This is a genomic window from Mycobacterium paraffinicum, from assembly GCF_001907675.1.
Lineage (GTDB): Bacteria > Actinomycetota > Actinomycetes > Mycobacteriales > Mycobacteriaceae > Mycobacterium > Mycobacterium paraffinicum_A.
The window spans coordinates 1-23,924 of sequence record NZ_MPNT01000042.1 but is presented as its reverse complement, the minus strand read 5'-3'; the positions used below and the strand labels follow the sequence as shown (position 1 = coordinate 23,924).

The following is a 23,924-nucleotide window of genomic DNA, read 5'->3' as shown; positions in this document are numbered from 1 at the left end:
TTGACACCGGTAAGGCGACAATGGAAGGGCGATGGACTTTTACAACGCTTACAGCCAGGGCTTTGTCCGGGTCGCCGCGTGCACCCATCACACCACGATCGGCGATCCGGCGGCCAACGCCGAGTCGGTCCTGGGGCTGGCGCGCGAGTGCCACGACGATGGCGTCGCGGTGGCGGTGTTCCCCGAGCTGACGCTGTCCGGGTATTCGATCGAGGACATCGTGATGCAAGACCTCTTGCTGGACGATGTGACGGCCGCCGTCGAGAGCATCGTCGCGTCCTCGGCCGATCTGCTGCCGATCCTGGTAGTCGGCGCCCCGCTGCGGTACCGGCATCGCATCTACAACACCGCGGTGGTGATTCACCGCGGTGCCGTGCTGGGTGTGGTGCCGAAGTCCTACCTGCCCACCTACCGGGAGTTCTACGAACGCCGCCAGATCGCGCCTGGAAATGACGAGCGCGGCACCATCCGAATCTGCGACGCCGACGTCCCGTTCGGCCCCGACCTGCTGTTCGCCGCCTCCGACATCCCCGGCTTCGTGCTGCATGTCGAAATCTGTGAGGACATGTTCGTGCCGATCCCGCCCAGTGCGGAAGCGGCGCTGGCCGGCGCGACGGTGCTGGCCAACCTCTCCGGCAGTCCCATCACGATCGGCCGCGCCGAGGACCGCTGCCTGCTGGCCCGCTCGGCGTCGGCGCGCTGCCTGGCCGCCTATGTCTACGCCGCCGCGGGTGAGGGCGAGTCGACCACCGATCTCGCCTGGGACGGTCAGACCATGGTGTGGGAGAACGGCGAACTGCTGGCCTCGTCCGAGCGCTTCCCGAAGGGGGAGCGACGCAGCGTCGCCGACGTCGACCTGGACCTGCTGCGCTCAGAACGTTTGCGCATGGGGACATTCGACGACAACCGGCGCCACCACCGCGGGTCGGCCGAGTCGTTCCGGCGCGTCGACTTCCGGCTGGAGCCGCCGGCCGGCGACCTCGGATTGCGCCGCGACGTCGAGCGTTTCCCGTTCGTCCCCGCCAATCGCGAACGCCTGGAACAAGATTGCTACGAGGCCTACAACATTCAGGTCGCCGGGCTCGAGCAGCGGCTGCGAGCGCTCAACTACCCGAAGATCGTCATCGGAATTTCCGGCGGCCTGGATTCGACGCACGCGCTGATCGTGGCCGCGCGCGCGATGGACCGGGAAGAACGGCCGCGCAGCGATATTCTCGCGTTCACGCTGCCGGGTTTCGCCACGGGCGACCGCACCAAACGCAACGCGATCGAGTTGTGCCGCGCGCTCGGCGTCACCTTCTCCGAGATCGACATCACCGAGACCGCGATGATGATGTTCAAGGAGATGGACCATCCGTTCGGGCGCGGCGAGAAGGTCTACGACGTCACCTTCGAAAATGTGCAGGCGGGCCTGCGCACTGACTACCTCTTCCGGCTGGCCAACCAGCGCGGCGGCATCGTGCTGGGCACCGGCGACCTCTCCGAGATCGGGCTGGGGTGGTCGACCTACGGGGTGGGCGATCAGATGTCGCACTACAACGTCAATGGCGGTGTCCCAAAGACACTGATCCAGCACCTGATCCGTTGGGTGATTTCGTCCGGCCAGTTCGAATCCGACGTCACCGACGTGCTGCAGTCGGTGCTCGACACCGAGATCTCCCCGGAGCTCGTCCCGAAAGGCGAAGAGGAGGAGCTGCAGAGCAGCGAGGACAAGGTCGGACCGTACGCCCTGCAAGACTTTTCGTTGTTCCACGTGCTGCGCTACGGGTTCCGGCCCTCGAAGATCGCGTTCCTGGCCTGGCACGCGTGGAGCGACCCCGAGCGGGGCAACTGGCCGCCGGGATTCCCCGAGGACAAGCGACCGACGTACTCGCTGAAGGAGATTCGGCATTGGCTTGGGATCTTCGTGCAGCGGTTCTACTCGTTCAGCCAATTCAAGCGCTCGGCATTGCCCAACGGCCCGAAGGTGTCGCACGGCGGCGCGCTGTCGCCGCGCGGTGATTGGCGCGCCCCGTCGGACATGTCCGCGCGCATCTGGCTCGACGAGATCGACCGCCAGATTCCCGAGGAATAGCGCGCTGCGGGCCCGCCCGGGATCGCCGGACGGGCCCGAACGCCCGGCTCACGCCCTCGCGCGGCGCCAGCCCTGGTACTGCAGCTCCGCGAATACCAGGGTGTAGGCCCCGGCCGCCAGGTTCAATGCGACGCCGGCCGAGGTCAGCGGGAAGACGTCCGTGAGCACCAGCACCACGGCGCTCACCGTGTAGAGCAAGTTGGCGATGATGACGCCCATGCCGGCGCGGCGCACCGACGGCAGGCTGGCGAGCCCGAAGACGACCACGCCGTAGCCGATCAAGAACGCGCCCATCGCGTACTCGAACGCCTTCGTGGTGCCCGACAGCTCGGCGAGTCGGCCGGCCAGCGGGATGCCGGCCAGGCCGACCAGCCCACTGATGGCGGCGTCGGCGCGCATGGCGAGCCGCAGCAGGCCGTCCCGGGTGCCCGTGCGATCAATCGTGGTAGCGGACATGAGGGTCCTTTCTCGATGGCTGATAGCGATCGCCACCGACGCTGCCCGCGAACCACTGCCAGATCGACGCCAGACGCTGCCAACTGCTGCCAACCGCAGGTCAGGCAGGTGATTCGAGCGCCGCGTCGATCGCTTCGGCATCGGGTGCGCAGTCGCCGGCGCCGGCGACCAGCGTCGCCAGCGCGCCCGCGGCGCAGGCGCGCCGCAGCGCGTGCAGCCGCTCGGCGGGCGAACCCGGATGGGGTGGCCAGCTTCCCGCGAGCACGCCGGCGAACACGTCCCCGGCCCCACTGGTGTCCACCGCGGCCACCGCCGGAGCGGGCACCGTGAAGTCGCCGTCGACGCCGACGTACCGCGCGCCGCTCGCCCCCAGGGTGGTCACCAGGTGATCGGTGCGCCACGGCCACGCGCCGGCCTCGGCCTCGTTGGCGATGACCACGTCGGCCACGGCGGCAAGGTCGGGCAACGAGCTGGGGTCCTGCCCGGACGGTGAGGCGTTGACGATGACGACCGCGCCGGCCGACCGGGCTAGCCGTGCCGCGGCCGTGGCCGCCCGCACGGGAATTTCCAGCTGCGTCAATAAGACGTCACAGTCGCTGATCGCGCCTCGCGCGGCGGCGCTGTCCAGCGTCAGACGCGCGTTCGCCCCCGGCGCGACCACGATGGTGTTCTCGGCGTCGGCATCGACAACGACGATCGCCGTGCCGCTCGGCCCGGGCGCTTGCGCGGTGCCGTCCAAACGCACGCCGTTGTCCAGCAGGTGGGCGCGTAACCGCGCGGCGGCCGGGTCGTCGCCGACCGCTCCGACGAATTGCACCCGTGCACCCGCACGCGCCGCCGCCACCGCTTGATTGCCGCCCTTGCCGCCCGGCGCGGAGGTCAGCGACGACGCCAGCACCGTCTCGCCGGGGCGGGGGAGGGTGTCGACGCGCAGCGACAGGTCCATGTTCACGCTGCCGACCACACAAATTCGCGCCATTACGTCGACGTCAGCCGATGGCGCGGGCCAAAACGTCTGTGGCGCCACCATTTTGGCGCGGGTGTCAACATCCGCAGTCCTCGCCGCGCCACGCCTGGAAACCCTCGCGGACCGCGACACCGGCGATGACCAGTCCGACCACCGGGTCCAGCCACCAGCCGCCCGACCACACGGCGATGACGGCGAGCGTCAGCAGCACCGCCGCGGATTGCGCGGCGCACAGATAGTTTTGGGTGCCCTCCCCGGCGGTGGCGCGTGAGTTCAGGCGCCCGCCGAGCCGCCGCTTAGCCCATCCCAGCAGCGGCATCAAGACCAGCGCCGCCGCGGTCAAGGCGATCCCGATCAACGTCGTGCCGGGGTGGGCGCCGGTGAGCAGATTCCGGACCGATTCGACAGCGATGTAGGGCGCGATGAGCCAGAACGAGACGGCCACCCCGCGCTGCGCCCGGCGCTCCGAGGTCTCCGACAGCATCCGGTCACCGGTGAATCGCCACACGACGATCACGCTCGCCAAGCCCTCGACCGCACTACCGAGCGCCCAACCGATCAGCGAGATGGACCCGACGGTGAACCCCTGCCACAGCCCGAGCGCGCCCTCCGCGCACATCCAGAGCAGGCTCGCCCACGCGAGCCATCGCGCCCAGCGCGCCGCCCGTATCCATTCGGCGTCGCGCTCGGCACCCCGGATGGTAGCCACGTCGCTGGCGCCGCAACCGCAACCGTCCGCGCACGAGTCGCTCATAGCGCCAAGGATAGGTGCACTCCGTCGGGTCGATGAAGGTCCGAGCGTTCTTCGCCTCGAACGCTTTGCCGCAATCGCCCATATCTTGAGAGGCGCGCGCTAGTGTGCTGCGTGAGCGATGCTGCCTGTCCAGGAAGGGCGAAGTCGAGTGACATCGAGCGAGGTACGGGACGCTGAGCCGGCTTCGGAGAACGCACCGGCGCCCGCCCCGGCTCCCGGCCCGGCCGAATCGGTTGTGACGCAGGCGAGCGAGGCCGGCAAAGGCCCTAAGTATCGCCGTCGTCGGTTCTTCCGGATCGGCCTCCAATCCAAGCTTTTGCTGACGCTGCTGTTGTGCAGCATCCTGTCGATCGGGGTGATCGCCTTCATCGGGGTATCGTCGGGTCGCAACGCGTTGCGCCAAGTCGAATCCGAGCGGTTAACCGAGCTCCGCGAATCCCAGGGGCGGCAGGTGCAGTCGCTGTTCAAAGAGGTCACGAATTCCCTGATCGTCTACAGCGGCGGCTTCAGCATCGTCGAGGCCACCACGGCGTTCACCGACGGCTTCGCGCAGTTGTCCAACGCGACGATCACGCCGCCCCAGCAGCAAGCGCTCGTCAACTACTACGACAACAACATGATCAAGCCGATCAAGCGCATCACCGGTGAGGAACTCGACCGCAACGCGATCTTCCCGAGTTCCAACGCGCAGAAGTACCTTCAGGCCAACTACACCGCGCAGTACCCATCGGCCGCCGAGGCGAGGAGGGTCGAGGACGCGGGTGACGGTAGCGCCTGGTCGGCGGCCAGCGCCCGCTACAGCTTCTACATGCGCGACATCGTCACCCGTTTCGAATACCCCGACGCGCTGTTGCTGGACATGCAGGGCAACGTCGTGTTCTCGGTGAACAAGGGCCCAGACTTGGGCACCAATATTCTGACCGGCCCGTACCGCGAATCCAATCTGCGGGACGCGTACCAAAAGGCTTTGCGCTCCAACGATCTCGACTTCGTCTGGATCACCGACTTCCAGCCCTACCAGCCGCAACTCGACGCCCCGACGGCGTGGGTGGTTTCGCCGGTGGGGATGAACGGCAAGTTCAACGGCGTGATGGCGCTCCCGCTGCCGATCTCGAAGATCAACAAGATCATGACCGCCGACAAGCATTGGGAGGCCGCCGGAATGGGCCCGGCAACGGAGACGTACCTGGCCGGCCCCGATAACCTGATGCGTTCCGACTCAAGGCTTTTCCTCGAGGATCGAGCCGAGTACCAGCGCGAGGCGGTGGCTTCCGGCACCCCGCCCGACGTCGTGGAGGAAGCGATCCGCCTTGGTGGCACGACGTTGGTGCAGCCGGTCCCGACCGCGGGTCTTCGCGCCGCCCAACGCGGACAAACCGGAGTCGTCAGCGCCACCGACTATCTGGGCAATAGGGAGCTGGAGGCCTACGCCCCGCTGACGGTGCCGAACTCCGACCTGCACTGGTCGATCCTGGCGACGCGCGACAACTCCGATGCCTTCGCACGCCTCGGCCGGTTCAGCAGAACGCTCGTGCTGGCTGTGTCGATCATGATCTTCGCCATCTGCGTGGCGTCGATGGTGCTGGCCCAGCTGATGTTACGCCCGATCCGTCGGCTGCAGGCCGGCACGCAGAAGATCAGCTCCGGTGACTACGAGGTCAACATCCCGGTGAAGACGCGCGACGAAATCGGCGAGCTCACCGCGGCTTTCAACGAGATGAGCCGCAACCTGGCGATCAAGGAGGAGTTGCTCAACGAACAGCGCCGGGAAAATGACCGGTTGTTGTTGGCGCTGATGCCCGAGTCCGTCGTCCAGCGATATCGGGAGGGCCAGGAGACCATCGCACAGGAGCACCAGGACGTGGCCGTCATCTTCGCCGAGATCGTCGGACTCGACGAGGTGTCCGTCGACGTATCCGGCGACGAACTGGTGGGGATCGTCGACGAACTTTTCCGGCAATTCGACTCGGCCGCAGAATCTCTCGGCGTCGAGCGAATCCGCACCTTCCACAACGGCTACCTCGCCAGCTGCGGCGTGGTGACGCCGCGGCTGGACAGCATCCATCGAAGCGTCGACTTCGCGCTCGAAATGCGCCACATCATCGAGCGGTTCAACAGCCAAACCGGTCACGAGTTGCGCCTACGGGTGGGCATCAGCACCGGCAACGTCATCAGCGGTCTGGTCGGCCGCTCGGGGCTGGTCTATGACATGTGGGGCGCCGCGGTGAGCCTCGCCTACCAAATGCAAAGCGGTTCAGATCAGTCGGGCATCTACGTCGCGTCGCAGGTGTATGAGGCGATGCGTGACGTGCGCCAGTTCGCTCCCGCCGGCACCATCTCGGTCGGCGGTACCGAGCAGGCCATCTACCGGTTGGCGGAGCGGTCATGAACCTGTTCGAATCGTCGTGGTTCTACTGGGCGATCGGGATCGCCGTCGGATTCCCGGTCTGTTTGATCCTGCTCACCGAGTTGCACCGCACGCTGGTCAGACGGAGAAGCCACCTGGCCAGGCAGGTAAGCCTGCTGCGCAACTACCTGCTGCCGCTGGGTGCGCTGCTGCTCCTGGTCGTGAAGGCCTCGCAGATTCCGGCCGGGGACGGCTCGGTGCGGATCCTCACCACGGTCTTCGGGCTGCTGGTGCTCGTGTTGGTGCTTTCCGCGCTCAATGCCACCGTGTTCGAGAGCGCGCCCGAAGAAAGCTGGCGCAAGCGGTTGCCCGCCATCTTCATCGACGTCGCCCGCTTCGGAGTCATCGGCGTCGGGCTGGCGGTGATGCTCTCCTACATCTGGGGCGTCCGGATCGGCGGCCTGTTCACCGCGCTGGGCATCACCTCGGTGGTCATCGGCCTGATGCTGCAGAACTCCGTCGGACAGGTCGTTTCCGGCTTGTTCATGCTGTTCGAGCAGCCGTTCCGGATCAACGACTGGCTGGACACCGGTACGACGCGGGGGCGTGTCGTCGAAGTGAACTGGCGGTCCGTCCACATCGACACCGGCAGCGGGATCCGCATCATGCCCAACTCGATGCTGGCCAGCACCTCGTTCACGAACCTGAGCCGCCCGTCGCGCGCATACGACTGTGCGATCACCACCAAATTCGCGGCCGGCGACTCCCCGGACAAGGTGTGCGCCATGCTGACGCGCGTCGCGGGTGCGCTGCCGGCCCGCAAACCGGAGGTGTTGCCCACCACGGTCGCGCTGGGCGGCGCCCAATACCGCACCACCATCCGGTTGACGTCGCCCGCCGACGCGGAAGCCACCGAAGCCACCTTCCTGCGCTGGGTTTGGTACGCCGCGCGGCGGGCCCGCCTGCGGCTGGACGGTGCCGACGACAACTACTCCACCAAGCAGCGCGTGGAGAAAGCGCTGCGCACGGTGGTCGCGCCGGCCTTGCGGCTCAGTCACACCGATCAGCAATCGCTGGTGCCCTACGCCAAGCTCGTCCGCTACGGTGCCGACGAAATCATCGAGTCCGCCGGTCAGGTGTCCTCCGGCATGACCTTCCTGGTCGCCGGCCGGGTTCGCTTGACGGCGACGACCGAAGACGGGTCGGTGGTGCCGGCCAGCATCCTCGACGAGGGATCGTTCCTCGGCCTGACCGCGCTGACTCGTCAACCCAACCTGGCCGGCGCGTACGCGCTGGACGAGGTGACGGCGCTGCAGATCGAGCGTGAGCACCTCGAGCATCTCGTGATGCGTAAACCGTTGCTACTTCAAGACTTAGGTCGACTGATCGAAGAGCGGCAGACCAAGGTGCGAGAGGCCGCCCACCGCGACCGGGTCGGGCATGCCCAAGTTGCGCCGCCGGAGCCGGCGAAGCCGGTGCGTTGACCCGGCGACGCTCAAGAATCTCGGTGGGGCGCGTTACGCGCGGAGCGAATGGCGTAATACCCGGGCCGCCGCGCTCGGCTGGCTAACGCCCGATACCCTGGTTCAATGAGTCTGCAGGCACCCTCGCTTCCTGACTTGCGCCGGGAGGTCCACAACGCCGCTCGCCGCGCCCGGGTCGCCTCCCGCGTCCTGGCATTGTTGCCGACGGTGGCCAAGGACCAGGCGCTACGCTCCGCGGCCGACGCGATAGCGGCTCATACCGATCTGATTCTCTCCGCCAACGCCGAAGATCTCAGCGCGGCCGAAGCCGCCGGTACCCCGACCGCGATGCTCGACCGGCTGGCGCTGGACCCCAAACGCGTCGAGGGGATCGCCGCCGGCCTGCGCCAGGTCGCCGGCCTGCCCGACCCGGTCGGAGAGGTGCTGCGTGGTTACACCCTGCCCAACGGTTTGCATCTGCGGCAACAGCGCGTGCCGCTCGGCGTCGTCGGCATGATCTACGAGGGCCGGCCCAACGTCACCGTCGACGCCTTCGGTCTGGCGCTCAAGTCGGGCAATGCGGTGCTGCTGCGGGGCAGCTCCTCGGCGGCCCGATCGAATCAGGCGCTGGTGCAGGTGCTGCGCGCCTCGCTGGTCAGTGAGGACCTGCCCGCCGATGCGGTGCAACTGCTTTCAGCCGCCGACCGCGCCACGGTGACGCACCTGATCCAGGCCCGCGGCCTGGTCGACGTCGTGATCCCGCGCGGGGGAGCGAGCCTGATCGATGCGGTGGTTCGCGACGCGCAGGTGCCCACCATCGAGACGGGTGTGGGCAACTGTCACGTGTACGTGCACGAGGGAGCCGACCTGGACCTCGCGGAACGAATCCTGCTGAACTCCAAGACCCGCCGCCCCAGCGTCTGCAACGCCGCCGAGACGCTGTTGGTGGACGCCGCGATCGCGAAGAAGGCGCTGCCCCGATTGGTGGCCGCCCTCGAGAATGCGGGTGTGACCGTGCACGGCGGGGTTTCGGCGGACGCCGGGGAGGACGATCTGCGCCGCGAGTACCTGTCGATGGACATCGCCGTTGCGGTGGTGGACGGCATCGACGCCGCGGTCGCTCACATCAACGAGTACGGGACCGGGCACACCGAGGCGATCGTGACCAGCAATATGGCTGCCGCCCAACGGTTTAGCGAAGGCGTCGACGCGGCCGCGGTGATGGTCAACGCGTCGACGGCGTTCACCGACGGCGAGCAATTCGGCTTCGGCGCCGAAATCGGCATCTCCACGCAGAAATTGCATGCGCGTGGCCCGATGGGGCTGCCGGAATTGACCTCGACCAAGTGGATTGCGTGGGGCGACGGGCAAGTCCGGCCCGCCTGACGACGCGACGAAAAGTGCTTTAGGAGAACCCAGATAGTGAGCGTCCCCGCCCGGCCCAGGCCGTTGTTCGCCGACATCGACGACGTCTCGCGACGGTTGGCCGAGACCGGTTACCTGCCCGACACCGCCACCGCCACCGCCGTGTTCCTGGCCGACCGGCTCGGCAAACCGTTGCTGGTGGAGGGTCCCGCCGGTGTCGGCAAGACCGAACTCGCCCGCGCCGTCGCCCAGGCGACCGACTCGGGACTGGTCCGCCTGCAGTGCTACGAGGGGGTGGACGAGGCACGCGCCCTGTACGAGTGGAACCATGCGAAGCAGATACTTCGTATTCAGGCCGGCTCGGGGGACTGGGACCAGACCAAGGACGACGTGTTCAGCGAGGAGTTCCTGTTGCAGCGGCCGCTGCTGACCGCCATCCGGCGCACCGACCCCACCGTGCTGTTGATCGACGAGACCGACAAGGCCGACATCGAAATCGAGGGCCTGCTGCTCGAGGTGCTGTCCGACTTCGCGGTGACGGTCCCCGAATTGGGCACGATCACCGCGGAGCGGACGCCGTTCGTCGTGCTGACCTCCAACGCGACCCGGGAGCTGTCCGAGGCCCTCAAGCGCCGGTGCCTGTTCTTGCACATCGACTTTCCCAGTCCCGAACTGGAGCGCCGCATCCTGTTGTCGCGCGTGCCCGAGCTGCCCCAGCACCTCGCCGACGAGCTGGTGCGCATCATCGGCGTGCTGCGCGGCATGCAACTCAAGAAGGTCCCGTCCATCGCCGAGACCATCGACTGGGGTCGCACCCTGCTGGCGCTGGGCCTGGACACCATCGACGACGCCGTCGTTGCCGCCACACTGGGCGTCGTCCTCAAGCATCAGTCCGATCAGCAGCGCGCAAGCGGCGAGCTACGGTTGAACTAGGTACCCATGGCCCCCCGCCGCATCCGCCCCAGCCGTCCCCTCGCCCCGCACGGACTGCCGGGCCACTTGGTCGGCTTCGTCGAAGCGCTTCGCGGCGTTGGCATTTCGGTGGGACCATCCGAGACGGTGGACGCCGGCCGGGTGATGGCGACCCTCGGCTTGGGTGATCGTGAGGTGCTGCGCGAGGGCATCGCCTGCGCCGTGCTGCGCCAACCCGATCACCGCGACACCTACGACGCCATGTTCGACCTGTGGTTCCCCGCGGCGTTGGGCGCACGCGCGGTGGTCGCCGACGAAGGAGCCGACGGCCCGCAGGGCGACGACTCGTTGCCGCCAGACGACGTCGAGGCGATGCGGCAGATGCTGCTGGACCTGCTCAACGAGAATCCCGACCTAGCCGACATGGACGAGCGGCTCGTCGCGATGATCGCGCGCATTGTGGAGGCCTACGGCAAGTACAGTTCCAGCCGCGGCCCCTCGTTCTCCTCGTATCAGGCGCTCAAGGCGATGGCGCTGGACGAGCTGGAGGGCAAGCTGTTGGCGGGGCTGCTCGCCCCGTACGGCGACGAGCCCACGCCCACCCAGGAGCAGATCGCCAAAGCCATGGCCGCGCAACGGATCACCCAGTTGCGCAAGCTGGTAGACGCCGAGACCAAACGGCGCACCGCCGAGCAACTCGGCCGCGACCACGTCCAGATGTATGGCATCCCACAGCTTTCGGAGAACGTCGAGTTCCTGCGCGCCTCGGGCGAACAGCTGCGCCAGATGCAACGGGTGGTGGCGCCGCTGGCGCGCACGCTGGCCACCCGGCTCGCCGCCCGGCGGCGACGGTCGCGCGCGGGCGTGATCGACCTGCGCAAGACGCTGCGCAAGTCGATGTCCACCGGCGGCGTGCCGATCGACGTGGTGCTGGCCAAGCCCCGCCCGGCCCGGCCGGAACTGGTGGTGCTGTGCGACGTGTCCGGCTCCGTCGCCGGCTTCAGTCACTTCACTCTGCTGCTGGTACACGCCCTGCGCCAACAGTTTTCGCGCGTGCGGGTCTTCGCCTTCATCGACACCACCGACGAGGTGACGCACATGTTCGGGCCGGACGCCGATCTGGCCGTGGCGATCCAGCGGATCACCCGGGAGGCCGGTGTGTTCAGCCGCGACGGGCATTCCGACTATGGCAACGCGTTCGCGTCGTTCGCGCAGGCGTTCCCCAACGTGCTGTCGCCGCGCAGCTCGCTGCTGGTGCTCGGCGACGGGCGCACCAACTACCGCAATCCGGAGACCGAGCTGCTGTCCCACATGGTGACCGCCAGCCGGCACGCGCATTGGCTCAATCCCGAGCCCAAGCACCTGTGGGGCAGCGGCGACTCGGCGGTGCCGCGTTATCAAGAGGTCATCACGATGCACGAGTGCCGGTCGGCCAAACAGTTGGCAGCGGTGATCGACCAGCTGCTGCCGGTCTAGGGCGTTGCCCTGTCGTTAGGCGCCGGGACATGGGGGCACCGGCCCCGCCGCCCAGCGCCACGCCAGGGTGACCGTGAGCGCCGAGAGTCACGCCAGCGTGCCGAGCCCACGCGGGCGGCCCCGGGGCGGCTGCGGCCGGGCTGACGAATCGGGCCTGATCGGGGGCCTCAAGTAAGCTGGCAAACCGTGCAAAAGGAGCTGCGCCGGCTAGGTGTGATGGGTGGGACGTTCGATCCCATCCATTACGGGCACCTGGTGGCCGCCAGCGAGGTCGCCGACCTGTTCGACCTCGACGAAGTGGTGTTCGTGCCCAGCGGCCAGCCCTGGCAAAAAGACCGGCACGTTTCCGCGGCGGAGGACCGGTATCTGATGACGGTGATCGCCACCGCGTCTAACCCGCGCTTCTCGGTGAGCCGGGTCGACATCGATCGCGCCGGTCCCACCTATACCAAGGACACCCTGCGGGATCTGCACGCCCTCAACCCGGATTCGCAGCTGTACTTCATCACCGGCGCCGACGCGCTCGCCTCCATCCTGTCGTGGCAGGGCTGGCAGGAGATGTTCGACTTGGCGCGATTCGTCGGCGTCAGCCGGCCCGGATACGAGCTCCGGCGTGAACACATCACCGGTGTGCTGGGCGAGCTGGCCGAGGATGTGCTGACGCTCGTCGAGATCCCCGCACTGGCCATCTCGTCGACCGATTGCCGGCTGCGCGCCGAACAACGCCGACCCCTGTGGTATCTGATGCCCGACGGCGTCGTGCAATACGTCTCCAAGCGCCGGCTGTACCGTGCCGGCGACCACTCGAAGGACACCGTGAGCCGATCAACCCTGCCCGCCGGGAACAACACATGACCGCCACGCAGGAGGCCATCGACATGGCGACCGTCGCCGCCGGCGCGGCCGCCTCGAAGCTGGCGGACGACGTCGTCGTGATCGACGTGTCGGGCCAGCTGTTCATCACCGACTGTTTCGTGATCGCCTCGGGGTCCAACGAGCGGCAGGTCAACGCCATCGTCGACGAGGTCGAGGAGAAGATGCGCAGGGCCGGCTACAAGCCCGCGCGCCGGGAGGGCACCCGGGAGGGCCGCTGGACGCTGCTGGACTACCGCGACATCGTCGTGCACATCCAGCATCAGGAAGACCGCGACTTCTACGCCCTGGACCGGTTGTGGGGAGACTGCCCCGTGGTGTCCGTGGACCTCACCGAAGACCCCGACGACTCGACCGGCACGCCATGACGATTCGTCGGCTAATCATGTTGCGGCACGGGCAAACCGAGTTCAACGCGGGCAGCAGAATGCAGGGGCAGCTGGATTCCCAACTCAGCGAACTCGGCCGCGCCCAAGCGATTGCCGCCGCCGAGGTCCTCGGCAAGCTGCAGCCGTTACTGATCGTGTCGTCGGATCTGCATCGCGCCTACGACACGGCGATCAGGCTGGGGGAGCGAACCGGCCTGCCGATCCGGGTGGACGAGCGGTTGCGGGAGACCCATCTCGGCGACTGGCAGGGGCTGACGCACACCGACGTGGACGCGCAGGCTCCGGGTGCCCGGCTGGCCTGGCGCGAGGACGCCACCTGGGCGCCGCATGGCGGTGAGAGCCGCGTCGACGTGGCCGCCCGTAGCGTGCCACTAGTCTCCGAACTGGTAGCCAGCGAACCGGAATGGGGTGATCCCCAGCATGCCGATCGGCCGGTGGTGCTGGTGGCGCACGGTGGCCTGATCGCCGCACTGTCGGCCGCGCTGCTGAAGCTTCCGGTCGCCAATTGGCCGGTGTTGGGCGGCATGGGAAACGCCAGCTGGGTGCAGCTTTCCGGTCACTGGAACGAGCAAGGCGCGGGTTTCGATGACATCCGCTGGCGCCTCGACGTGTGGAACGCTTCGGCGCAGGTGGCCAACGATGTCCTCTGATGCTCGGCCCACCCTGCTGATCTTCGCCGACTCCCTGGCGTACTACGGGCCGACCGGCGGTCTGCCCGCCGACGATCCTCGCATTTGGCCGAATCTCGTTGCCAACCAATTGGATTGGGACGTCGAACTCATCGGTCGCATCGGCTGGACCTGTCGCGACATCTGGTGGGCGGCCACCCAGGACCCGCGCGCCTGGGCGGCGCTGCCGAGGGCGGGCGCCGTCATCTTCGCCACCGGCGGCATGGATTCGTTGCCGTCGGTGCTGCCGACCGCGCTAAGGGAACTCATCCGCTACGTGCGCCCGCCACGCTTGCGGCGCTGGGTCCGCGACGGTTACGGCTGGCTACAGCCCCGGCTCTCACCGGTGGCCAGGTCGGCGCTGCCCCCGCACCTGAGCGTCGAATACCTCGAACAGACCCGCAGCGCAATCGATTTCAACCGGCCCGGTATTCCGGTCGTGGCGTCGCTGCCCTCGGTGCACATCGCCGACACCTACGGTAGGGCCCACCACGGTCGCACGGGAACGGCGGCGGCGATTACCGAGTGGGCGCAGACCCACGACGTGCCTCTGGTTGACCTGAAAGCCGCCGTCGCCGAACAGATCATGTCCGGCCGGGGCAATCCCGACGGCATCCACTGGAATTTCGAGGCGCACCAGGCGGTTGCCGAGCTGATGCTCAAGGCGCTCGCCGAGGCTGGCGTAGTGGCTGAGAAACCGCGCGGCTGACTATGCCCGTCGTTGTGGTGACCGACGCGTCGGCGCGCTTGCCCGCCGACTTGTTGGACAAGTGGGCGATTCGCGTTGTCCCGCTGCACATTCTGCTCGACGGCGTCGATCTGCGTGACGGCGTGGACCAGATCCCTGAGGACGTCTACCAGCGCCACGCGACCACCGCGGCGGCCACACCCGCCGAACTGGCCGATGCATATCAGCAGGCGTTGGCCGACAGCGGCGGAGACGGCGTGGTGGCGGTGCACATCTCCTCCGCACTGTCGGGCACCTGCGGCGCTGCGCAACGGACCGCCGCCGACCTGGACCCCCACGTGCGCGTCGTCGACTCGAAGTCGACCGCGATGGGCACCGGCTTCGTGGCGTTGACGGCCGCGCGGGTTGCGGCCGCAGGCGGTGACCTTGACGCCGTCGCCGAGGCGGCGAATTCGGCTGCGCGGCAGACCCATGCGTTCATGGTGGTGCATCGACTGGACAACCTGCGCCGCAGCGGGCGGATCGGCGGGGCCAAGGCGTGGCTGGGCACCGCGCTGGCGCTCAAGCCGTTGCTGCGCATCGACGACGGGAAACTCGTTCTGGCCCAACGGGTGCGCACTGTCAGCCACGCGACGGAGGCGATGATCGACCGGGTCTGCCAGGTCGCCGGCGACGGCCCCGCCGCGCTGGCGGTGCATCACGTCGCCAACCCGGACGGGGCCAAGGAGGTGGCCGCGACGCTGGCGCGGCGGTTACCGGCCTGCGAGCCGGCGATCATCACCCCGCTGGGGCCGGTGTTGGCGCTGCACGTCGGCGCCGGGGCCGTCGCCGTCGTCGTGCAGCCGCCGACGCCTTAGACGGAGGCCGCCGCCGCCGCCGACGCCTTAGACGGGGGCTGCCGCCACCGACCGCCGCGCGTTGTCGCCGCGTGGATGCACCACTTGCGGCCACCAGAACCACCGGCCCAGCAGCGTCGCGATCGACGGCATCAGCAATGTGCGCACGACGAGCGTGTCGAGCAGCAGACCGATGCAGACCGTCGAACCGAACTGCCCCAGCACCCGCAAGTCGCTGCCCAACATGGCCGCCATCGTGAACGCGAACACCAGACCCGCCGCCGTCACCACCCCGCCGGTGCCTGCCATCGACCGGATGATTCCGGTCTTGAGGCCGGCATGGATCTCTTCTTTGAACCGGGAGACCAGCAACAGGTTGTAGTCGGACCCGACGGCCAGCAGGATGATCACGGACAGCGCCATCACGATCCAGTGGATCCTGATGCCGAACAGGTCCTGCCAAATCAGCACCGATAGGCCGAATGACGCCGCGATCGAGCTGGCCGCGGTGCCGACGATCACCAACGCGGCCACCACACTCCGGGTAAGCAGCAGCATGATCATGAAGATCAGCGTCAGGGCGGACACCACGGCGATCATCAGGTCGTACTTCTCGCCGTCGGCCATGTCCTTGAACGTCGCGGCGGTTCCGCCCAGATAGACCCGGGCGTCGGACAGCGACGATTGCTTGAGGCCCTCCTGCGCGGCGGTGCGTTCGGCGTCGACTTGCGCGATGCCCTCCGGCGACATCGGATCGCCCTGATGCGTGATGAAGAACCGCGCCGATTTACCGTCCGGCGACAAGAACATGCGAAGGCCGGTTTGGAAGTCCGGGTTGTCGAAGGCCTCGGGCGGCAGATAGAAGAAGTCGTCGTTCTTCGACGCGTCGAAGCTTTGACCCATCACGATCGCGGTGTTGCTCATCGCCTCCATCTGGTCGATCATCGCCTTGAACGTCTGATACAGGGTGAGCGTGATGCCCCTGGTGGTCTTCAGCGTGTTGATCAGCGTGGGAAACAGCGCATTCAGGTCATGGGTGGCCTTGGCGGTGTGCTCGATATCGGCTGTCAGATAGTGGAACTGCTCGGCGAGCTGGTCGAACCCGTCGAACGTGTCGAACAGGGACCGCAACCCGATGCACACGGGAATGTCGTAGCAGTGCCGCTCCCAGTAGAAGATGCTGCGTATCGGCCGGAAGGTGTCGTCGAAATCGGCGATGTGGTCACGCAGGGTGTCGGTGATCTGCGACGTCACCGCGGTGGTCTTCGCGCTGTCATCGGCGGCGTTGGCCAGGTCCAGCGACACCTCGTATTGGCGTTGCGTGGTGTCGATCTGGGTCTGCAGGTCGTCGGCCATCCGCAGAATGTCGGCGATGCGTTCCTTGAGGAAGCTCATGTTCTGCATCGTCGTCTGGCTCTGGACGCTGTTCTGAAACGGTATCGAGCTGTGCTGGATCGGAATGCCCAGCGGCCGGGTGATGTCCTGGACCATGGCGATGCCCAGCGTGCGCATCTCGTTTTTGGCTACCCGGTCCAGCACCAGCATGTCGGCCGGATTTCGCATGTCATGGTCGGATTCGACCATCAACAGGTCGGGGTTCATCCGTGCCTCGGAGAAATGCCGGTTCGCGGCCTCTTGCCCTTGATTGGACGGGGCCGACAAGGGCAGGTAATGGCGGTCGTTGTAGCTGGTGTGGAAGCTCGGCAGGGCGATCATGCCGACCAGCACCACCGCGGCGCTGACGGCCAAAACCGGTGCCGGCCAACGCACTACGGCGGTACCCACCCGGCGCCACAGCCGGCCACGCTTGGCCTGCTTCTCGAACAAGTGGAAGCGGCTGCCAACGAAGACCACCGCGGGCCCCAGCGTGACGCCCGCTAGCACCACGACGATCATGCCGATCGCCACGGGCGCCCCCATGGTGTTGAACCACGGTAGCCGCGAAAAGCTGAGGCAATAGGTTGCGCCCGCAATCGTCAGGCCCGACCCCAAGACGACGGGGGCGACGCCCTTGAATGTGGTGTAGTACGCGGTTTCTCGGTCCTCGCCCGCGGCCAACGCCTCCTGATAGCGGCCGATCAGGAAGATGCCGTAGTCCGTCCCCGCGGCGATCGCCAACATGGTGAGGATGTTGGCGGCGAAGGTGGTGAGCCCGAATGCGTTGTGGTACGCCAGAACCGCTACGACCCCCCGCGAACACGCCAGCGCGACAAAGGTCATGAACAGCTGCACCAGCGTGGTGACGATGGACCGGTAGACCAGCAGCAACATGATCGCGATGGCGCCCAGGGTGAACAGCGTGATCTTGGCCAGGCTGGCGTTACCGATGATGTGCATATCGTCGGACAGCGCGGCAGGGCCCGTGACGTAGGCCTTCACGCCGGGCGGCGCCTTGTTCTCCTCGATCACCTTGCGGACGGCATCCACGGACTCGTTGGCCAGCGTCGTGCCCTGGTTACCGGCGAGGTTCACCTGCACGTAGGCGCTCTTGGCGTCGGCGCTCTGGGCACCCGCGGCCGTCAGTCGGTCGCCCCAGAAGTCCTGAATGTGCTGAATGTGCTTGGGATCCTGGCGGAGTTGCCGAATCAGCTTGTCGTAATACTGGTGCGCGTCGGGGCCGAGCGGTTGCTGGCCCTCCAACACGATCATCACCGTGCTGTTGGAGTCGAATTCGTGGAAATTGTGGCCCAGGCGCATCATCGCCTTCATCGACGGTGCGTCCAGCGGTGTCATCGGCGCCGAGTGGGCCTCGCCGACTTTTTCCAGTGTCGGAACGATGACGTTCACCAGGATCGTCACGAACAACCAAACCAAAATGATCGGCACCGCAAAGATGCGGATCGCGTGCGGCAGGTATGGGCGGTGGCCCCGCTCGGCCTTGGACAGGCCCTTGGTGGTGATCGGGCCGGTGTCGGCCGCGCTCAGGTCACGCTGGGTCTCGTTACTCGTGTTGCTCATGCGGACTTCACCAGGCAGAAGGTCTGGGCGTTGTGGCCGTCGGAGCTCCGCTGTTCTCGCACGACGCCGTCCACGGTGATCTTGCAGCCGATCTCACCGCTGTCGCTTTGCGCCATGATGTTGGCGCTGACCGACGGCAAAGTCGTCGAGATGGTGGTCGACCACGGCAGCGGCGCCGCGTTCACCTGATGGGTGTTGGCGTTCTCGTCCCAGTAGTTGATGTTGGCGGTGGCCCCGGGTGGCCCGGTGATGTCGTAGACGACCACCTTCGGGTTGAACTGCACGATTTCGATCCCCTTGCCGGCGTTCGCGTTGAGGTCTTGAGAGCCGAAAATCTTATGGAGGCGAGACACAATCAATGCCGATACGGCCAGGACGACCACCAAAACCAGCGGTATCCACGCCCGCTTGAGCACCCGCGTCACGGTGCCAGCACGTGGACCCGAGTCTTGACCAGCCACCACCTGACCGCCTTCCGCTTGCCCGCCGTCCGGCATTGCCACGAAGCTCACCTACGTCGTCGACGGCACCGCCGTCTTTGAGACTATTTGCTCAGCTAAGCACTCTAAACCTTAGTGCACGCAAGCGTTCCTCCGGGGGCCTTCGATGTGGTGAACGGCATATGGTGCGGCTAGCGGGCCACGCGGCCGGTGACCGGCGGGAGATCGGCCAGCGTGACGATCCCGGGCTCGGCGGCCACCACGGTCGGGACCGCATTGGTCACCGGCATGGCCGTGTAGATCATTCCCAAGCCCATGAACCCCGGTTCCGTCCACTCCTTGGGCGGCAGGCAATGCAGGACGGTGCGCATATTGGGCAGCCCGAACACCTGGATCACGTGGCCGTGCTCCAACGGTTTGGGGGGCACCACATGACTGCCCATGGTCCAGTTGAACCCGACGCTGACCACGTTGCGGTCGCCCTCCCAGCCGCGGTGGTAGCCATAGACGCCGCCGACGGTCCCCGCGGGAATCGTCATGAAGCCCAGATCGGAATCCCCGGTGGCGGTGGTGAAGGTGACGTCGAACGTCATCCGGTCCAGCTTCGCCCCGATCGCGTCGGCCATCATGGCGGCCGATTCGGCGAAGACCTCGCTTTCACGCCGCACGGTTTCCGCCAGCCCAGGAGTATCGGGGTCCTGCGAGAAGCCCATCGCCGTTTGGGTTTCCGCGGATTCGTACGACGAGCAGTCCACCGATTCGGTGATGCGGATTTCGTCCACGCGTTCGCAGGCGCCCGACAGGACCATGCCCACCATGTTGGTCATGCCCGGGTGCGCGCCGCTGCCGAATATCGTCGAACCGCCTCGCTTGCAGGCGTCCGCGATGCGTTCGCGGTCCTCGGGCGTCTGCTTGCCCCCGGTGATCCAGGCCGCGCTGGAGCAGACGTTGACGCCGGATTCCAGCAACCGGACGAGTTCATCGACCTTGGGCCACAAGGGGTTATAGCAACAGGCGTCGGCGCCCAGGGCGAGTAGCGCGTCGATGTCGTTGGTCGCCCGCACGCCCGTCGCTTGCGGCCAGCCGGCCAGTTCGGCAGCATCCACCCCGACCTTGTCCGCCCCGTGTGCGTACACCCCGACCAGCTCCATGTCCGGCCTGCCGATGATCGCGTGCAGCGAACGTCGTCCGATGTTCCCGGTGGTCCACTGGATGACGCGGATGGGACGGCCGGTGCTGGTGGTGCTCATGCTGGCTCCTTTGCCGGTGCGGTTGGACTCATTATTAGTCAGCGCTACGCGGCGGTTCGAGAAGGGTCAAAGCCCTGCCACGCCGAGCGCGAGGACCACACCGCCTACCACGGCCAGTAGCACTGCAACGTCAAGGCGGCGACGCGATCGAATCCAGTTGTGCAGCGCCGCCACCGAAGTTGCGGTCGCTTTGGGCGCCAGTAGATAGGCCAGCAGCGGGAACTCCACGAGCGCGAAGGCCACGACGTTGAACAGGAAGAGCACGGCTAGTTGCGTCAGGACCGCGGTGCCGGAGGCCAGGATGACGGCCAGCGCGGCGAGATAGTCGACCGACGGCAACGCGATCCCGAGACCGGCGATTCCGGCGACGGACAACGAATGCCCGCTCAGCAATCGTCGAGCCGGCGTCGCCATTCTCGTCGTGCGCGAGCCCAACCGCGCGGGGAGGTCGACGGCCACGGCTACCGCGACGAGCAGCGCGAGGAGCCCGACCAGGATCTGAACCTGGGGCAGCGCGAAGTGCGCAGAGCCCAGCGATGTGCGTCGAAAGACGAACAAGACAACCAGGCCAACCGTCATGCCCATCGCGTAACCACCAGCCAGGAACGCGAGCAGTTGCAGCACCGGTTTCGGCCTGTTCAGCATGAGTACCGTCATGCCGATCCGGAAAGGTTCGAGACTGACGGCAACCGCCATCAGCAGGACAGTGACCAGCATTGCCATTGTCGGCGGGCCCCCCCGGCCGGGTTTAAGCGTCCAACCGCGTGAATTGGTGCCGGCTGTAGTGGTCGACACAGGCGGCGCGCTGGATCTTGCCACTCGTGGTGGTGGGAATTGAGCCGGGCGGGACCAGAACGACGTCCCCAACGTTCACGCCGTGCGCATTGGAGATGGCGGAAGTGACGTCTGCCCTGACCGAGGTGAACCAGCGCATCGCCTGCTCATCCGAATCGCCGCGCTTCTTGAGCTCGATCACGGTGACGAGCTGCTCGGTACCGTTCACCGGAACCGATATCGCCGCGACCCGGCCACCCGTGATCTCCTGGACCGTCGCCTCGATGTCTTCCGGGTAGTGGTTGCGCCCGCGGATGATGAGCAGATCCTTGATGCGGCCGACGATGAACAGCTCGCCGGAGTAGATGAAACCCAGGTCCCCAGTTTTCAGCCAGGGTCCCTCGGGCGTACCCGGGGACGGGTCCACCAGCGTCGCGCCGAAACAGCCCTGCCCCTCCGGCGATTTACGCCAGTAGCCTTCGGCCACATTGGCGCCATGCACCCAGATCTCGCCGACCAACCCCGGCGGGCACTCCCGGTTTGTGTCGCGGTCGACGATGCGCACGGTGGGCGATTGCGGCACTGTGTATTTCACCAGCGCTGCGCCTGTCCCCGCACACCGCCGTGCCCGACCCGCGGATAGCTCGTCGAGGTCGAAACGAACCGTCGACGAGTCACCCCAGGTGCCACTCGCCACGAACACGGTTGCCTCGGCCAAGCCATAGGAAGGACGCAGCATGTCGTCCCGAAAGTTGAAGTGAGCAAAACGGTCGACGAAGCGATTCAAAGTTGCCGGCTCGACCCGCTCGGCGCCGCTGATGATGCCCAGCACGCCGGACAGGTCGAGCCCGGCCAGGTCCCTGTCACTTGTTTTGCGAGCCGCCAAGTCAAAGGCGAAGTTGGGCGCCGCCGACCAAGAAGACGGATTCTCAGCCAGGGATCGCATCCACCTGGCCGGCCTTTCCAGGAATGCGACCGGACTCATCAGCTCGCCGCGATAGCCGCCCAGGATCGGCGCGCATACCCCCAGCACCAAACCCATGTCGTGGTAGAACGGCAACCACGACACCATCGTGGCGTCCGTTGGGGCCTTCGCATGCGATTTCGCGAAGAAGCCGCGCATCAACTGTTCGAAATTCACCTGAAGATTACGGTGCGAGATGGTCACACCGGTAGGTGTGCGGGTCGAGCCCGAGCTGTACTGCAAGTACGCGAGGCTGGGCAAATCAGCTGTCGGGAAGCTTGTTCCGCCATCGGCGTCAAGGTTCATCGAATCGATTTCGATGATCTTGGGCACGTCTTCCATGCGCGCTTGGTCGACGTGTTCGGCGACATCTTCCGCGACCTCGGACGTGGTGAGGACGACCGCGGGCGACGTATCGGCAAGGACAGCGGTCACCCGCTGATGACTCGAACCGCGATGCGGCAGCGGGAGCGGAACCGCGATCAGCCCGGCCTGCATGGATCCCAGGAACGCCGCGATGTAGTCGAGGCCCTGGGGGGCCAGGATCACCGCCCGGTCGCCGACCGACCCGTGCGGGCCAAGTTCTTGCGCCACATTGAGAGTTCGACGGGCCACCTGCGACCAGGTGAGACTTTCCGGAACACCCGCCCAGTCGTCTTCGTAACGGGTAAACGTGTACGCCACGTCGTCGGGCCGCATGCTGGCACGTCCATGCAACATGGACAGAATCGTTGGTTGAGACATAGGCGCGTTGTCAGCCGGCGCCGTGGGACAACACGGATGTGGCGCCGCTGAGGATTTGGGAAAGCGGGTCGGCGCCGCCGCCGAAGGTCACCTGGTTGGCCGGCGCGGTCACTTCCGCTGGGTCGAAGCCGTGCACCGGGTCCACCTGGACCGGAGCGGTCGCCGGGTCGTCGTTTCGCGAGTAACCCGCGTTCACCCGGGGAATCAGGATTGCATCCAGCTTGTTCAACGTGTCCTCCGGTATCCCGATGTATTTCAACGGCATGACCAGCGGAAGGTGCTGTTCCGGGACCATGATCGTGGTGTCTTTGGCGCCGCGAGAGTTGATCGTCGTCCTGATGTTCTGCGGCGGCACCATGCTCGGGTTGGTGAAGGCCACCGCGGTGTGACCCGTGGCGAGGCCCAGCAGCGTGTTGGCGAGAGCGAACATGTTGTCCGGCCGGTCGGGGAAGTCCGCGATCGAGTCGTACGCGGCCACGAACCGGTTGGTGTCGTACTGGCTCTCATACGGCGGCGGCATGGTGTAGTCGAGCGCGGGAACGACGCTGCCGACCGGGAACATGGCGGTCAGGAAGCTCTGACCGAAGGCATGACGCCCGATCGGGTCGCCGAACGTGGCGAAGTTCAGCTTGTCCGGCGGGGGAGCTGTCGGGTCGTTGGCCAGCCGGGCCTGCTCGCCGTCGACCACGAACCCGCCCTCGGACAGGCCGATCGCAGTGCCGGGACGACCCGTTCGGATCGCGGCATCCAGGTTGCCCAGTCCCACGTCGACCGACTCGCCCACGCTGGGGCCGTCGAGCCCCAGGCCGGGGAACAGGTCATCGCCGACTTTGCCGATGCCCGGAAAGAGTCGCTCCAGCACGTGGCCCTGAACCTGGCCCGCCGGGTAGCGGACGATCTCTCGGTGCTGGCCGGGGAACCACTGAGCGCCCTCCTGGCGAATGTATTCGTCGTAAGGGATGCCCAGAACGTGAGCGCCGCCGAGGGCGAAGGCGGTTTGGTCACCCGGCGCCCCGGGGGTCGGCGGGCCACCGATGGGTGTGTCGTCGGCCGTCGCGGTGACAACGCCGAAACATATTGTGGCGCCGACAGTTACCAGCACCGTGACTCCTGCGAGTAGTTTCTTCATCCCTACTCCTGACCGCTTGAATCGTCTCGTAGTCTCACACACCTCATGTGCGCGCGCTAATTGGGTTGCGGCTCGGCGCGTCCGGCCGGCAGCCGCCGTGGCCCCACTCGTGACGGCCACCAGTTCGCCGATCCCACCAGCGCAGCAATCGCGGGAACGGTGATGGTGCGCACCAGAAAGGTGTCCAGCAAAATTCCGGCGCCGATCACGAAGCCGCCCTGCACCACGGTGCTGATGCTGGAAAACAACAGGCCGCACATGGAGGCGGCGAAGATCAGACCTGCCGCGGTGATCACACCGCCGGTGGAACCCAGAGTGCGAACGATGCCGTAACGCATGCTGTTTGGCGATTCCTCACGCATTCGCGAAACGAGCAGCATGTTGTAGTCGGCTCCCA

At 66.7% G+C, this 23,924-nt stretch carries 21 protein-coding genes; 11 read left to right on the top strand and 10 right to left on the bottom strand.

From position 1 onward, the window contains the following. Positions 1-31 precede the first annotated feature (31 nt). A complete protein-coding gene (locus tag BRW65_RS27605) occupies positions 32-2,074 on the top strand; it encodes an NAD(+) synthase (RefSeq protein ID WP_073880147.1) in 2,043 nt (680 codons plus the stop codon). A 48-nt stretch (positions 2,075-2,122) separates the two neighbouring features. On the opposite strand, the gene BRW65_RS27600 is transcribed toward BRW65_RS27605, so the two are convergent. From BRW65_RS27600 to BRW65_RS27590, 3 genes are all read right to left on the bottom strand, one after another. Beyond that, the gene (locus BRW65_RS27600; RefSeq protein ID WP_073880145.1) at positions 2,123-2,530 is read right to left on the bottom strand and encodes a hypothetical protein; all 408 of its coding nucleotides are present in this window, start codon (positions 2,528-2,530) and stop codon (positions 2,123-2,125) included. 100 nt (positions 2,531-2,630) lie between these two features. After that, positions 2,631-3,509 (bottom strand): ribokinase, encoded by an 879-nt coding sequence (locus BRW65_RS27595; RefSeq protein WP_073880143.1) that lies wholly within the window; start codon positions 3,507-3,509, stop codon positions 2,631-2,633. A 64-nt stretch (positions 3,510-3,573) separates the two neighbouring features. Next, positions 3,574-4,251: a cation transporter gene (locus tag BRW65_RS27590; RefSeq protein ID WP_084188034.1), complete on the bottom strand. Its 678-nt coding sequence runs from the start codon at positions 4,249-4,251 to the stop codon at positions 3,574-3,576. A 148-nt stretch (positions 4,252-4,399) separates the two neighbouring features. On the opposite strand from BRW65_RS27590, the gene BRW65_RS27585 reads away from it, so the two are divergent. From BRW65_RS27585 to BRW65_RS27540, 10 genes are all read left to right on the top strand, one after another. Continuing rightward, positions 4,400-6,640 carry an adenylate/guanylate cyclase domain-containing protein gene (locus tag BRW65_RS27585; protein ID WP_073880141.1) on the top strand — a complete coding sequence of 747 codons (2,241 nt, stop codon included), beginning with the start codon at positions 4,400-4,402 and terminating at the stop codon, positions 6,638-6,640. Then, on the top strand, positions 6,637-8,082 hold the full coding sequence (locus BRW65_RS27580) for a mechanosensitive ion channel domain-containing protein (protein ID WP_073880139.1): 1,446 nt from the start codon (positions 6,637-6,639) through the stop codon (positions 8,080-8,082). Before BRW65_RS27585 ends, BRW65_RS27580 begins: the two co-directional genes overlap by 4 nt. A gap of 105 nt (positions 8,083-8,187) precedes the next feature. Next, the gene (locus BRW65_RS27575) at positions 8,188-9,447 is read left to right on the top strand and encodes a glutamate-5-semialdehyde dehydrogenase (RefSeq protein WP_073880137.1); all 1,260 of its coding nucleotides are present in this window, start codon (positions 8,188-8,190) and stop codon (positions 9,445-9,447) included. A 36-nt stretch (positions 9,448-9,483) separates the two neighbouring features. Beyond that, the gene (locus tag BRW65_RS27570; RefSeq protein WP_073880135.1) at positions 9,484-10,359 is read left to right on the top strand and encodes an AAA family ATPase; all 876 of its coding nucleotides are present in this window, start codon (positions 9,484-9,486) and stop codon (positions 10,357-10,359) included. A 6-nt stretch (positions 10,360-10,365) separates the two neighbouring features. After that, positions 10,366-11,814, top strand: coding sequence for a vWA domain-containing protein (locus BRW65_RS27565; protein ID WP_073880133.1), 1,449 nt, complete (start codon positions 10,366-10,368; stop codon positions 11,812-11,814). Positions 11,815-12,012: 198 nt separating this feature from the next. Next, complete coding sequence (gene nadD / locus BRW65_RS27560; RefSeq protein WP_279627705.1) at positions 12,013-12,669, top strand: nicotinate-nucleotide adenylyltransferase; 657 nt, start codon at positions 12,013-12,015, stop codon at positions 12,667-12,669. Continuing rightward, a complete protein-coding gene (gene rsfS, locus BRW65_RS27555) occupies positions 12,666-13,055 on the top strand; it encodes a ribosome silencing factor (protein WP_073880129.1) in 390 nt (129 codons plus the stop codon). Before nadD ends, rsfS begins: the two co-directional genes overlap by 4 nt. Beyond that, positions 13,052-13,726, top strand: coding sequence for a glucosyl-3-phosphoglycerate phosphatase (gpgP, locus tag BRW65_RS27550; protein WP_073880127.1), 675 nt, complete (start codon positions 13,052-13,054; stop codon positions 13,724-13,726). Before rsfS ends, gpgP begins: the two co-directional genes overlap by 4 nt. Beyond that, a complete protein-coding gene (gene octT / locus BRW65_RS27545) occupies positions 13,716-14,453 on the top strand; it encodes a diglucosylglycerate octanoyltransferase (protein WP_073880125.1) in 738 nt (245 codons plus the stop codon). Before gpgP ends, octT begins: the two co-directional genes overlap by 11 nt. Positions 14,454-14,455: 2 nt before the next feature. After that, entirely contained in the window at positions 14,456-15,289 is an 834-nt protein-coding gene (locus tag BRW65_RS27540) for a DegV family protein (protein WP_073880123.1), read from the top strand. A 27-nt stretch (positions 15,290-15,316) separates the two neighbouring features. On the opposite strand, the gene BRW65_RS27535 is transcribed toward BRW65_RS27540, so the two are convergent. The 7 genes from BRW65_RS27535 to BRW65_RS27505 form a co-directional block, all read right to left on the bottom strand. After that, positions 15,317-18,226 carry an RND family transporter gene (locus BRW65_RS27535; RefSeq protein ID WP_073880121.1) on the bottom strand — a complete coding sequence of 970 codons (2,910 nt, stop codon included), beginning with the start codon at positions 18,224-18,226 and terminating at the stop codon, positions 15,317-15,319. Continuing rightward, on the bottom strand, positions 18,223-18,651 hold the full coding sequence (locus tag BRW65_RS27530) for an MmpS family transport accessory protein (RefSeq protein ID WP_139273270.1): 429 nt from the start codon (positions 18,649-18,651) through the stop codon (positions 18,223-18,225). The genes BRW65_RS27535 and BRW65_RS27530 overlap by 4 nt, the downstream gene beginning before the upstream one ends. Positions 18,652-18,857: 206 nt before the next feature. Continuing rightward, on the bottom strand, positions 18,858-19,916 hold the full coding sequence (locus BRW65_RS27525; protein ID WP_073880119.1) for an NAD(P)H-dependent amine dehydrogenase family protein: 1,059 nt from the start codon (positions 19,914-19,916) through the stop codon (positions 18,858-18,860). A gap of 66 nt (positions 19,917-19,982) precedes the next feature. Further along, entirely contained in the window at positions 19,983-20,633 is a 651-nt protein-coding gene (locus BRW65_RS27520; RefSeq protein WP_073880117.1) for a GAP family protein, read from the bottom strand. A gap of 31 nt (positions 20,634-20,664) precedes the next feature. Then, entirely contained in the window at positions 20,665-22,398 is a 1,734-nt protein-coding gene (locus BRW65_RS27515; protein ID WP_073880115.1) for an AMP-binding protein, read from the bottom strand. A gap of 10 nt (positions 22,399-22,408) precedes the next feature. Next, entirely contained in the window at positions 22,409-23,527 is a 1,119-nt protein-coding gene (gene pe, locus BRW65_RS27510) for an acyltransferase PE (protein ID WP_073880113.1), read from the bottom strand. A 56-nt stretch (positions 23,528-23,583) separates the two neighbouring features. Further along, positions 23,584-23,924, bottom strand: a 341-nt coding sequence (locus BRW65_RS27505) for an MMPL family transporter (protein ID WP_167374107.1), incomplete at its 5' end; no start/stop codon positions are given.

Coding starts and splice junctions, on each gene's coding strand:
- BRW65_RS27605 (WP_073880147.1), top strand. CDS start 32: ATGGACTTTTACAACGCTTACAGCCAGGGCTTTGTCCGGGTCGCCGCG.
- BRW65_RS27600 (WP_073880145.1), bottom strand. CDS start 2,530: ATGTCCGCTACCACGATTGATCGCACGGGCACCCGGGACGGCCTGCTG.
- BRW65_RS27595 (WP_073880143.1), bottom strand. CDS start 3,509: ATGGCGCGAATTTGTGTGGTCGGCAGCGTGAACATGGACCTGTCGCTG.
- BRW65_RS27590 (WP_084188034.1), bottom strand. CDS start 4,251: ATGAGCGACTCGTGCGCGGACGGTTGCGGTTGCGGCGCCAGCGACGTG.
- BRW65_RS27580 (WP_073880139.1), top strand. CDS start 6,637: ATGAACCTGTTCGAATCGTCGTGGTTCTACTGGGCGATCGGGATCGCC.
- BRW65_RS27575 (WP_073880137.1), top strand. CDS start 8,188: ATGAGTCTGCAGGCACCCTCGCTTCCTGACTTGCGCCGGGAGGTCCAC.
- BRW65_RS27565 (WP_073880133.1), top strand. CDS start 10,366: ATGGCCCCCCGCCGCATCCGCCCCAGCCGTCCCCTCGCCCCGCACGGA.
- rsfS (WP_073880129.1), top strand. CDS start 12,666: ATGACCGCCACGCAGGAGGCCATCGACATGGCGACCGTCGCCGCCGGC.
- gpgP (WP_073880127.1), top strand. CDS start 13,052: ATGACGATTCGTCGGCTAATCATGTTGCGGCACGGGCAAACCGAGTTC.
- octT (WP_073880125.1), top strand. CDS start 13,716: ATGTCCTCTGATGCTCGGCCCACCCTGCTGATCTTCGCCGACTCCCTG.
- BRW65_RS27540 (WP_073880123.1), top strand. CDS start 14,456: ATGCCCGTCGTTGTGGTGACCGACGCGTCGGCGCGCTTGCCCGCCGAC.
- BRW65_RS27535 (WP_073880121.1), bottom strand. CDS start 18,226: ATGAGCAACACGAGTAACGAGACCCAGCGTGACCTGAGCGCGGCCGAC.
- BRW65_RS27525 (WP_073880119.1), bottom strand. CDS start 19,916: ATGAGCACCACCAGCACCGGCCGTCCCATCCGCGTCATCCAGTGGACC.
- BRW65_RS27520 (WP_073880117.1), bottom strand. CDS start 20,633: ATGCTGGTCACTGTCCTGCTGATGGCGGTTGCCGTCAGTCTCGAACCT.
- BRW65_RS27515 (WP_073880115.1), bottom strand. CDS start 22,398: ATGTCTCAACCAACGATTCTGTCCATGTTGCATGGACGTGCCAGCATG.
- pe (WP_073880113.1), bottom strand. CDS start 23,527: ATGAAGAAACTACTCGCAGGAGTCACGGTGCTGGTAACTGTCGGCGCC.